The organism is Roseomonas sp. KE2513, assembly GCF_016107305.1.
Lineage (GTDB): Bacteria > Pseudomonadota > Alphaproteobacteria > Acetobacterales > Acetobacteraceae > Roseomonas.
Genome location: NZ_RCVR01000076.1, coordinates 1 through 11555, shown reverse-complemented (window position 1 = coordinate 11555; position 11555 = coordinate 1). Strand labels below are relative to the sequence as shown.

Sequence of the window (11555 nt, the reverse complement as noted above, 5' to 3'; positions counted from 1 at the left end):
ACCGTTTGCGAAAGCACCGAAGCCGAAGGCTGTACCGGAGCCGCTCGGCCACGCCGCTGCCGCCCGTACGGGCGGCATGCTGCTCGGCTACGCCCGGGTGTCCAAGGGCGAAGAACAGAACAATGCCCTGCAGGCCAGGGCACTCAAGGCCGCCGGGTGCCGCAAGCTGTTTGAGGAGGCTGCCTCTGGCGGTCGGTGGGATCGGCCGCAGCTGCATCGTATGCTCGACCAGCTCCGGGACGGCGACACCGTGGTGGTCTGGAAGCTCGACCGGCTGTCGCGCTCGCTGAAGGACGTGCTGCATATCATGGAGCGGATCGCCGCGGCTGGCGCGGGTTTCCGGTCCGTGACCGAGCACATCGATACCACCACGCCGGCCGGGCGCATGATGATGCAGATGGTGGGCAGCTTCGCGGAGTTCGAGCGCGCCATGATCCGCGAGCGAACCTCCGCAGGCCTAACCGCTGCGCGTGCTGAGGGACGTGTGGGCGGACGGCGCAAAAAGTTGGACACGGCCAAGCGGCGCGAGATCGCGGAAAGCGTCATCACCGGCCGCAAGACCGGGGCCGAGATGGCCCGGCTCTACAACGTCAGCCAGCCTACCGTGTCACGCATCGTGGCCCAGCACAGGATCGGCCTCGCGTGAGGGTGGAACAACCACACTGGCCAGCCGGCACTGGCGAGATGGCGAAACTCATCCGTTCGCACGACTGGGCGGTAACGCCGCTCGGGCCAAGCGCCACCTGGCCACAGCCGCTACGCACGGTGGTTGAGGTGATGCTGGCATCGCCGATGCTGGCTTCACTGGCGATCGGGCCGGAGCGGGTGTTCCTCTATAACGACGAGGCGGCACGCCACTACGGCGATCGTCACCCCGACCTGCTCGGGCGGCCGCTGGCCGACGCGTTCGCGCACGAGTTCGAAGCCGTCGAGCCTTTCTACGACCGCGTGCTGGCAGGTGAGAGCGTGCATGTGCCCACGCAGCCGCTTGATCCCAGCCGCACCGGAACGACGGAGCTGTTCGACGCCTATCTGGTGCCGGTGCACGGGGTGGATGGGGTAGTGATTGCGGCCTTGATGACCGGCTTCGCCATAGGGGATCGGCTGCTCGCCGAAGCTAGGCTGCGCGACAGCGAGGAGCGGCAGGCGTTCCTACTTCAGCTGAGCGATAAGCTGCGGCCGTTGGCCGATCCGGCGGAGATCAAGGCGGCGGCGGCAAACCTGCTAGGCGAGCAGCTCGCGGTCAACCGTGCCTTCTATGCCGAAGCCGATGGAAGCTGGTGGCTCGTCGCGGCTGGCTATGAGAACGCGATCGTAGCGCTCCCGGATGGCCCGTTCGCAATGTCTGAGTACGGTGACTGGATCATCGAGGATTTCAGGGCTGGCGATCGACTGGTGGTCGACGACATGACCGCGGACCCAAGATTTGGCACCGCGGAGCGCGAGGCGAACCTAGCGCTCGGCATAGTCTCGGTGGTCGCGTTACCGCTCGTGAAGAACGGCCAGCTCGTCGCGATGCTGACCGTACAGAGATCGCAGCCACATCGATGGTCGCCGGTGGAGCTCTTGCTCGTTGGCGAAACTGCGGAACGCACTTGGTCGGCGGTCGAGCGCGCGCGGGCCGAGGCGGCGCTGCGCGAGAGCGAGGAGAAGTACCGCACCGTATTCGAATCGATGGATGAGGGCTTCCTCGTCCATGAAATGATCCGGGACAAGTCGGGCCAAGTCGTCGATTACCGGTTGCTCCAGGCCAATCCGGCGTATCAACGTGCCACGGGATTGGCACGAGAGACCATCGGTAAGCTTGGCAGCGAGTTCATGCCGGAAGTCGAACCGTACTGGCTGGAGCTCTTCCATCGAGTGTCCACCTCCGGCGTTACAGAACGTGTCGAGATGTGCAACGCGCCGACCTCCCGGTGGTACAACGTCCAGGTCTCGCCCGTTCACGGTCATGATCGCATCGCCCTCGTCTTCGATGACGTCACGACCCGCAAGCATGCCGAGGCAGCGCTTCGCGAAAGCGAGTCCCGGCATGCATTTCTCCTCACACTCGGAGACGCACTGCGCGCCGCTCCGACCGCAGATGAGAAGATCGCCTCTGCTGCGCGCGAGCTCGGCGAACGACTTGAAGCATCCCGCGTACTTTGGGCCGAGTATGACTGGCAGCGAAATGTGGCGCACATCTTTAGTGGATGGTTCGCCGACGGCGCTCAATCCTTTCCGACCGTTATGCAATTGGATGAATACGACGGAGAGGTGCTTGACGCCTTGCGCGAGGGCCGAACCGTTCGCGTCGACAATGTCGGTCTGCTGGTCGATAAACCGGCTTACGCAGCAATCGCCGATGTGGGCGTGCAAGCTTTGCTGAGCGTGCCGCTGATCTTGGACGGCATCCTGAAAGTGAACATCAGCGTACACCAGCACGAGCCGCGGCACTGGACCGATGCGGAGGTCGCGCTCGTCCGCGAGGTCGCGGAACGGCTGTGGGCGGAAGTCGTGCGAGCCCGGGCCGAAGCCGCCCTCCGCGACAGCGAAGAGCGCTTCGTCCAGTTCGCCAGGGCGTCGGCGGCTGGTCTCTGGATCAGGAACGCAGCCACACTGGAGATCGAGTTCGTCAGCCCCGCCGTCGCCGCGATCTACGGCGTGGGCGCCGGCGCCCTGCTCGGCGACGTGACGCGCTGGGCCGCGCTGATCGTGCCGGACGATCGCGACGTCGCCCTGGGCCATCTCGAGGCGGCGCGGCATGGTGACATCGCCGTCCATGAGTTCCGTATCCAGCGGCCTTCGGATGGTGCCTTCCGCTGGATCAGGAACACCGTCTTTCCGCTGCGCGACAACGGTCACATCCCGCGTGTCGGCGGCATTTTCGAGGACGTCACTGAAGCCAAGCTCGCGGCCGAGCGCTCGGCCGTGCTGCTGGCCGAGCTGCAGCACCGGGTGCGCAACATCATGGCGCTGCTGCGCTCGATCACGAATCGGACCGGCGACCGCGCAGAAAGCGTGCCGGAGTATAGAGACCTTATGATGGGCCGGCTGCTTGCGTTCGCCCGCGTGCAGGCACTGCTCACGCGCACGGCCAACGTGAGCATCGGTATCGCGTCGATCGTGCACGACGAGGTCAGCGTGCAGGCCCAGCACGAGGGCCAATACCTGCTCGACGGCCCCGATGTCGCCCTCTCGCCGAAGGCGTCAGAGGTGCTGACACTGGCGATCCACGAGCTGGCCACCAACGCCGTCAAATACGGTGCGTTCTCGGCGCCGGCCGGCAGGGTGACGGTGCGCTGGTCGACCTTCGAGAAGCGGGGCAGGCCCTGGCTCACCTTCGACTGGACCGAGGAAGGCGCTCCTGCGCGCCCATTACCCGCGCCCGGCGCGCCAGCCCGCCGCGGCTTCGGCTCGGAGCTGATCGAGGGGCGCATTCCTTACGAGCTGCGGGGCCGCGGCCAGGTTACGATCGAGCCCGGAGGCGCCCAATGTCACCTGGAATTCCCGCTTCAGGACGGTGCGAGTATCTTGGAAACCGGCGCCCCCCAGCGCGCGACCGTGTTTGGAGGAGCAATCGATATGACGGGCGAAGCTGACCTGACCGGCCGCAGCATCCTGGTCGTGGAGGACGACTACTATCTCGCAGCTGACACTGCGCGGGCGCTTCGAGGTGCTGGTGCGGAGGTCTTGGGTCCATGCGCGACGGAGGAGGACGCCCGAGCCGAGCTGGACGAGCAACGTCCCGACGCGGTGGTCGTCGACATCAATCTCGGCCCGGGGCCGTCCTTCAAGCTGGCCGAGACGCTGAAGGACGCTGGCATCCCGTTTGTGTTCACAACGGGCTACGATGCGGAGGTGATCCCGGCAGAGTTCGAGGCTGCCGAGCGATTGCAGAAACCACTCCAGCTCCGCGAAATCGTAAGCGCGGTGGCACGGCTGACGACGGCCGCATAGCCCGGGAGCAGACGTTTCAAACGTCTCGGAAAAGGCAAGACCAATTGAAAAACGTTGCTCGCGTTCTCGGTGGGCCGTTTCGCTTAGCGTGCATTTTTGAGCAAACGGTCAGGTGACCCCGGCTTCGATGGCTTGGCGGGCCTGGTGCAGCAGCGGCTGGGACAGGATCGGTTCTCGATCATACTTGGCAGCTGCAAGGCACCGGTAGCGGTGCGGGCTTCCAGTGGGCGTCCGGCACTGATGCGCGACAGCGCTGGCCGCGTTTGGCACGCCCGAACAGACAAGCCAACTTGGTCGAACGCCTATCTTAGCGTATTCCAACTGTTTTTAGCGCTATATTTCCGGCGGAGAAACATCATCAAAGAAGTTGCCTTTTTGTTCCTGAGTATTTCTACTCATCGTAACAGCTCCGCATGCATGTCGTTAGTGCATCTGGAATTGTTGAACAACTGGAGCGAAAAAGGGCGAGATGATCCGGAATAAGATTGAGATTAGAGACCTTGTAGGTTTGAAGGGGTCGCACATTGGCTCTTCGCTCAAGGTCCACAAATCCACTCAACAACTGCTGACAGTCGTTGAGCACGTGGTCAGCGACAACGGGTCTATGCCCGCCTTATCAAATAGGCAGCTGATAGATCACACTGCGTGGCTGCGCTTGCCGCTTACCGACTACCACTCAACTGGCGTGGAAAGCCAGATAGATTCTGACCTACCAAGGCGCTGCTCCCACGATTATTTGAATGGTCTCGAGCGTAATGGCCTACTTCGCCAAATGAATGCGGGATGACGTGCTGTGTCAAATGTCTATAAACGCCGACATGGAGTGCCTCTTAGGGTAGACAGTAAACGCAATGCCGAGAAGGTCGCGCGTTGGGCAGAGCTGCTCAAAAAGAGAAATATAGGTGTTCCTGAAAGCACCAGAAAGCCAGGACAAATAAATTGGGCGATAGTTTCAGACGACTGCGGTCTCTCATTTAACAAGGCAGGGCCGGTTGGGCTGCTTATCATGAAGATTGCTGAACAACGAGGCTTGGTTTCAGAAGCTGCATACATGATGGCGGTGCATGGCAGTCTTGGAGCTGAACGCAACTATCTAAACAAATGGCAAGCCGCTCTCGAAGTTCATTTGGAAGAACACAAAGCGACAAACACCCCGCTTCCCCGCCTAAAAAGTGTTATTTCGCAGATCAACTACCGCGCTGTCTTCAAGCAGGCTGACGTGCCACTGCCAAGGAGGCACGCTAAAGGTGCGCTGGCCAAACTACACGATCTGATAGACAGCATCGCTGAACAAGTTGGAGTAGGTAGCAAAGGATCTTCAAAAAAGCAAATTCCGTTTGTGAAAAATGGACCCTGCTCGGTAATCACATACCATGAAGCTTACGATTTCGGTCTAAGACGCCTTGCAAATAGGGATGCAGGCAGTATTATCGAAACGGGCGACGCATCAGCACCAGCTGCAAGCACTGCTAGACGCTTTTTAGGTACTTTAAAAAAATTTCGGATTGCGACTGGCAAGACTAACAGCGACATTGTCGGACCTGAATTCGGCAGGGACTTCGAAGCAGTTTGTGAACAAATAACTTCATCTCTCAGGTCAGGCTCAACTACACGGCAGTTTCTCTTAAACGCTCAACGCTGGCAACGGATCCTCGCACCTTACATCTCTGACGAAAGCGAAGGCTTTGGCGAAGTGGTCAAAGACCTTTATCGCCGCTCACCGTTCAAGACAATAACACAATTGGCTGAAGCCGCTAATATTAGTCGACGTATGCTAAGCGGTTGGATGGCCGGACGGTCTCAACCGTACTCTCCTTGTGACCCGAGCGTAGCGGCTCTCGAGAAGGCGCTTGGGGTAGTAAAGGGCACCATCGCAGCACGCTTAAGCGCCCGTTTTGGATCGAAAAAGCTCCGCGGTTCGATGCTTCCTCCATCCTTGAGGCGATCTTGGGACCGATACTCCAGGTGGATCATACCACTTTTGCCGAGAGAATTTCCTGAACTTTCTCCCGAGAAAAAGGAAGAGATTGGTGCAGCTCTCATGGCAGATATGGAAACGAGAATCCCATACAGAATGGCTCAGCGGCGTCCATCATCTGAGAAGCGGTGGAGGATGGCTGAATTTCCTGCACCACTTGCAAAGCAGATAGAGCAGTTCTTTTCTTACAAAATGCGGTTGAAACCACCCGAAGGCATGGAGCGTAACGAGCGATGGCGCTCCAATGGTTCTCAATCACGCTGGCACAGTCAGTTCTTAACTGTCTTCAGCCTTCTTGCGCTTCCTCGAGAACAGGGCGGCCTTGCGATACCAAACGAAAACTTGACGATGGCACTCCTCGCCTTCGAACCAATTATGGACTGGGTCATGGAGGCACTTCAAGCGCGGTCCGACGGGATTTTGCATACAGGAATACGCTATTTTCTCGGGGAGCTCTGCTCGATGTTGAACGGCCGATTTGGGTATATCGGCCAGCGTATGGACCTAACTTCCAATTTGGCACCTATCCAGAGCCCAGATTTTGAAGTGACAGCAGAACGGATTGCGTCGGTTACAAAAAGCGCAGGATTGTGGCGTGAACACTGTGCAAGCACAGCAACTCGGCATGCCGCAGCTCTTGAAGAGTTGGAAAATGATTTCGTCTTTAGGCGGAGGCCTTTTGACCCCATTGAGCCTATTCTTGCATTAGAACGTCCTCGTGACGCACTTGTAGAGGCTGCAGAAAGCATCTACCGGTCCTTGCCCATTCCCACGCAGTTCAATCGGAGCGAGCGAGCCACAGCCCTGCGGGATTTTCTCATGTGGAACGTGTTTCAGGAGACGGTCCTGCGCCGCAAGAACGTAGAAGAGATGAAAATTGTTGTAGACCGAGACGGCAGATACTTACCCAATCAGGGAAGTCTTCAGAAGCGCGAGAACCTGTATTACGTTGTGGTCGCAATTTCTGATTTCAAGAATTCGGATTCGGCTGTTTTCGACGTGGTGGGGCAGAGACGGTCTGGTGGTCATGATATTCCGCCTTGGGTGATGCCTCTTCCTGAACATTTAACGCCGTTCTGGGACGAATATCTTGCGTCTGACGAGCGTGGCGCTCGCCGCAATTTGTTAGAGAGACGCAAAACGAAGCAGGCCGCCATTACGGGTGCTGGGCCCCAGCCGTTGTGGGTTACGAGGAATGGATCGAGTGTTGGAGGCGAGAACATCGGCCAAATAATATACCGCCTTTCGTGGGTTCACTTGGCCCATCATCCTTTCATAAACATCGGAATTCCTGGCGTTGAACCATTTGGGCCCCACTCTTTTCGTCACATTACAGCCACACATGTTTTGAAAGTAAGCAAAAACATCCAGCTGGCCGCACTTGCTATTCATGATTCGGTGGATACTGTTCGACGAAGCTATCAGAGATGGCTTCCGGCTGAGCAAGCATCATTCGTCCGCACATTCCTTGATGAGGACAAGCCAACGCGCAGCTGGTCTTTGGCAGCGTGAATCGAAACACAAGGGTGAGGACCCATCAATCAGGGCTAGCGATTGATCTGGATGGCTGGTTCCATGTTGGCCGGTGGTGCTGGCATGGCTGATCTGTTCTGGCTAACGAAGGCGCAGATCCGGAGGATCGCGCCCTATTTCCCGCTCTCGCACGCGGTGCCCCGGGTCGACGACCAGTGGGTAGTCAGCGGCATCCTCCATGTCATTCGCAAAGATCCGCACTGGCGCGATGCCTCGACGGCCTACGGTTCCTACCAGACCCCCTACAACCGCTTCGTGCGATGGAGCCGCCTCGGCATGTTCAATCGCATCTTCGCCGGGCTCGCGGGTCGCGCGGGTGAGCCGGAGCATCTGATGATCGACGCCACGCACCTCAAGGCGCACCGCACGGCGGCAAGCCTTCTCAAAAAAGGGCCCATAGCCGCCGTATCGGGCGTACCAAAGGCGGCCTGAACTCCAAGCTGCGCGCCGTTTGCGACGGTAAGGGCCGCCCGGTAGTTCTCCTGCTCACCGAAGGTCAGATGAGCGACCATCGGGGCGCAGCCCTGATGCTGCCCAGGCTGCCACGTGCCAAGGAGCTGCTGGGCGACAAGGCTTACGACAGCAACCGCTTTCGCGAGGCGCTGACCGAGCGCGGCATCCAGCCCTGCATTCCCTCAAGCAAGAGCCGCAAGGTGCCGCTCCCCTACGACAAGACCCTCTACCGTCAGCGGCACCGCATCGAGATGGTCTGATCGCAAATGACAAGTTCTGCCTGAGCCGCTTTGGGCGTCTCCGGCTGAGTTGGTGGCGGCTTCCGCTGCGCCGCCGTGAGGCGCCCGCCGCCATTTGCCCCTTGCGGCAGGAGAGGTCTGTGGCGGGAGGTCATGATGCGGGAGTGGCGGGTGTGCCGGCTGTTCCAGCCCCATCCGGATGGCCGGAGGCACTGGGACAGAACCTATCAGCAGCTTCTGGTCCCGACCGACGTGGAGGAGGCTTGCGTCGCCCTGGCCGGCCCCGCGCCTCCCGTGGAGGAGGTTAGCCATGAGGGTCGCTCTTTATGCGCGGGTGTCCACCCAGCGTCAGGCACAGGCCGACGGGGTTTGCCCAGCAGCACGATTGGCTGCAGGCGCACGCCGCCAGCCAGGGCTGGACGGTGGTGGCGGAGAACATCTTCCGCGATGACGGGTTACAGCGGGGCGGGTCTCAAGCGGCCAGGCCTCGAGCGCCTGCGCGATCGGGCCGCGCTGCGCCATCTGGATCGGCTGCTGATTACCGCGCCCGACCGGCTGGCCCGGCACTATGTCCATCAGGTCCTGCTGCTGGAGGAGATCACCGCCACGGGCTGTCAGGTCGAGTTCCTTGACCGGCCGATGAGCCAGGACCCGCACGATCAACTGCTGCTGCAGATCCGGGGGGCCGTGGCCGAGTATGAGCGTAGCCTGATCGCGGAGCGCATGCGCCGGGGGCGGCTGCGTGCAGCACGACAATCAGGATGGTTGCCGTACTGCCTCATCCAGGAATGCTCCCGACGCAGCTGACGTTGCCTCACCCGGTTGCGCCTGTTGCCTCATACCCCGCTTCCCATTGCCGCATCACCTTTCATGGCTTGCTCGGTCGTGGCGGTGCCAAATACCAGCCTGTGCGCCTCCCCTCGGCGCCAGGTTTTCACGCGCCGCTGCAGGGTCCTGAGGAGCCCAGCAGGGTAGCTGCCCGGCTGCTCCGCCTGCAGCCGCTCCAGCAGGTCACGCGACGTCCGCCAGAGTTCGGCCATGAACCAGGCCTGCAGCTGCGCTGTCACGGCGGCGAATGGATCGGGGCGACGCCGCAGCCGTTCGGCCTTCTCCTTCGGCCGTGCGGTTGGGCGCACCTCGCCCTCCCGCCAGGCCGTTCGCAGGCCCGACAGGAACGCTTCCAAGCTCGGCTCCGTGGGTTTCGCCCTCTCTCCCACTACCGGCCGGTCGGCAATCTCCACCAAGCGCGCCTGCACCATCCGGATCGTTCGCAGCAACTGGACTGGGTCGAGCGTCGCGTGCAGCGCCCCGACCCGCAGGCGCACCTCCTCGCTCGTCCTCGGGTCTGCCACCAGCCGCTGATAGGGGGTAGCCGGCGGGTGGTAGCGCTTCCGCACCGTCGCGCCCTCGCGAGCCTTCTCCGCCAGCTTGAAGGAGGGTTGGAAGAAGTTCACGAACAGTCGCACCGCGTCGTAGAGCCGGGCCAGCGCCGCCGCGGCCTCGAGACCTTCGAGCCGCCGGTAGCCCACGATCCGCCGCACCACCGCGCCGTTCTTCTGTTCCACCCAGGCCTGGTCGTTCTTGCGGTACGGCCGACACCGGGTGAACTCCACGCCAGCCGCCGTGCAGTGGTCCCGCACCGTCTCGTTCATAAACACGCTGTCATTGTCCGTGTCGAACCCCAGCAGCGCGAACGGCATCTTCTTACACAACTCACTCAGCACCTCGACCAGCAGTCCCTGCTCCCGCACCAGCGCGCACTCCGTCCAGCCCGTGGCGATGTCAGTCAGGACCAGCGTCTGCACGAAGCTGCCCTTGGCCGTCGGGCCGCTATGCGCCACCAGGTCCGCCTCGACATACCCGGGCGACGGATCACCCCAGTCGGAGAAGGTCCGGACCGGCACGCTTCGCCGTACCGCAGCCGAGGGTGCCGTTCGCCGCCGACGCCGCCCACCAGCCCCATCCCTCGCCTGCCGCAGCGCCCGGTCCATCGTCGCCGCACTCATCGCCAGCAGGCCAACCCGCACCTCCGGGGCGAGCTGCAAATGCCCATTCCGCTCCATCGCCTCCACCAGCACCGGCACCAGTGGCCTCAGCCGCTTGCCGCAGACCCGGTCCGACGCCTCCCAGAGCACCACCAGCGCCTCGCGCACCGCATCGTCGTAGACCCGCCGTCCCGGCCTCGGCCCAACTGCCCTCGAAGGTATTCCTGACCGCAGCAGCCGGGTCGAATGCCGACGGTGGAACCCGGTCACCGCCGTGAACTCGTCAAGGATCAGCCCCCGCTCGCCACGGCCAGCCCGGGCGTAACGCTCCGCCGTCACCGCCACCAACTCGTCACGCGTCGCCATGCTCACCCGCCTCATGTCCGCCCCCGGAGCTCCTCGCCCCAAGGGAAGATTTCAGGTGAGGCAACACCCGCAGCTTCGGGAACATTTCAGGCGAGGCAATGCGAAAGCCATCCAGATCGTCGCGCTACAGGCTGCGCAAGCTGCAGGCCGGGCTCCTGCTGCCCTGGACGAGGCCGCCCTACGGCTACCGTGTGGATCCAGACCGACCACGTGACCCGGCCGGCGCGCGATGCGATGACGTCGAAGCTGCAGCAGTCGCCGAGATGTTCGCCTGGTAGGCGGAGGAAGGGCGCAGCCTGCACGGGCTGGCGCAGAAGCTCCGCGCCGATGGGATCCCCCCTCCTCGTGTGAGCGGGCGCTGGCATGTCACCACGCTGCGCGGGATCCTGATCAACCCCGTCTACACCGGAGAGGTCTTTGCTGGACGCATTCAAGAGGCGCCCCGCCGCCTGCGGGCTCGCGAGGAATGGGTTTTCGTCGCCACCATTCGGCCATTGTCAGCCAGGAGAGCTTCGACCGTGTCCAGACCAAGCTCGCCCAGAACCGGCGATTTGCCCGCCGCAACAATACTGCCCATCCCTACTTGCTGCGCGCGCTGGTCAGCTGCGGCCGTGCGGTCTTTCCTGCCTTGGCCGAAGCCTGTCAGCCCGCCATCGCTACTACTGCTGCCGTGGCAAGCTCTCGCCCCTGAACTCCTACTGCGAAACCCCATGCCCCTCCCGCTTTATCCCGGCCGAGCAGGTCGAGGCCCTCGTCTGGGAGGATCTCCGCCAGCTCCTGACCCATCCGGAGGCGATCCGCCACGCGCTGGAGCGGGCCCATGGCGGCCACTGGCTGCCCCAGGAGCTGCGTGCGCGCCGGGAGACCCTCCGGCGCGGGCAGGCCAGCGTCGCGCAGCAGATCGAGCGGCTGACCGAGGTCTACCTGGCCGGTGTGGTGGGCCTCGAGGAATACCGCCGCCGACGCGGGGACCTCGAACAGAGGCAACAGGCCCTCGCTGCCCAGGAACAGCAGCTGGCGGCCCAGACCAAACGACAGGCAGACATCGCGCGGCTCGGCCTA

The 11555-nt window shown here is 62.1% G+C and carries 9 protein-coding genes and 1 pseudogene; 9 read left to right on the top strand and 1 reads right to left on the bottom strand.

Annotated elements, in window-relative coordinates:
- The 7 genes from D9599_RS29155 to D9599_RS29125 form a co-directional block, all read left to right on the top strand.
- The coding region (locus D9599_RS29155) for a recombinase family protein (protein ID WP_309228753.1) at positions 1–646 on the top strand (646 nt) is incomplete at its 5' end.
- A 38-nt stretch (positions 647–684) separates the two neighbouring features.
- Positions 685–3939, top strand: coding sequence for a PAS domain S-box protein (locus tag D9599_RS29150; RefSeq protein ID WP_198384844.1), 3255 nt, complete (start codon positions 685–687; stop codon positions 3937–3939).
- Positions 3940–4071: 132 nt separating this feature from the next.
- A complete protein-coding gene (locus D9599_RS32625) occupies positions 4072–4422 on the top strand; it encodes a hypothetical protein (protein ID WP_198384843.1) in 351 nt (116 codons plus the stop codon).
- A gap of 310 nt (positions 4423–4732) precedes the next feature.
- Positions 4733–7429, top strand: coding sequence for a helix-turn-helix transcriptional regulator (locus D9599_RS29140; protein ID WP_198384842.1), 2697 nt, complete (start codon positions 4733–4735; stop codon positions 7427–7429).
- Positions 7430–7513: 84 nt separating this feature from the next.
- The gene (locus D9599_RS29135) at positions 7514–7882 is read left to right on the top strand and encodes a transposase (RefSeq protein ID WP_198384841.1); all 369 of its coding nucleotides are present in this window, start codon (positions 7514–7516) and stop codon (positions 7880–7882) included.
- Positions 7858–8163 (top strand): transposase, encoded by a 306-nt coding sequence (locus D9599_RS29130; protein WP_198384846.1) that lies wholly within the window; start codon positions 7858–7860, stop codon positions 8161–8163. The genes D9599_RS29135 and D9599_RS29130 overlap by 25 nt, the downstream gene beginning before the upstream one ends.
- A gap of 426 nt (positions 8164–8589) precedes the next feature.
- Positions 8590–8949: a recombinase family protein gene (locus D9599_RS29125; RefSeq protein ID WP_198384840.1), complete on the top strand. Its 360-nt coding sequence runs from the start codon at positions 8590–8592 to the stop codon at positions 8947–8949.
- Positions 8950–8978: 29 nt separating this feature from the next.
- On the opposite strand, the gene D9599_RS29120 is transcribed toward D9599_RS29125, so the two are convergent.
- Complete coding sequence (locus D9599_RS29120) at positions 8979–10508, bottom strand: DDE-type integrase/transposase/recombinase (protein WP_198384839.1); 1530 nt, start codon at positions 10506–10508, stop codon at positions 8979–8981.
- Positions 10509–10789: 281 nt separating this feature from the next.
- Between D9599_RS29120 and D9599_RS32620 the strand changes: the two are divergent.
- A pseudogene (locus D9599_RS32620) lies at positions 10790–10906 on the top strand (recombinase family protein); the annotation flags it as partial.
- 4 nt (positions 10907–10910) lie between these two features.
- On the top strand, positions 10911–11555 hold a 645-nt coding region (locus D9599_RS29115), incomplete at its 3' end, for a zinc ribbon domain-containing protein (RefSeq protein ID WP_232481076.1).

What these genes read in the sequence shown, in the direction of transcription:
- D9599_RS29150 (WP_198384844.1), top strand. Translation starts at nt 685, where the DNA reads ATGGCGAAACTCATCCGTTCGCACGACTGGGCGGTAACGCCGCTCGGG.
- D9599_RS29135 (WP_198384841.1), top strand. Translation starts at nt 7,514, where the DNA reads ATGGCTGATCTGTTCTGGCTAACGAAGGCGCAGATCCGGAGGATCGCG.
- D9599_RS29125 (WP_198384840.1), top strand. Translation starts at nt 8,590, where the DNA reads ATGACGGGTTACAGCGGGGCGGGTCTCAAGCGGCCAGGCCTCGAGCGC.
- D9599_RS29120 (WP_198384839.1), bottom strand. Translation starts at nt 10,508, where the DNA reads ATGAGGCGGGTGAGCATGGCGACGCGTGACGAGTTGGTGGCGGTGACG.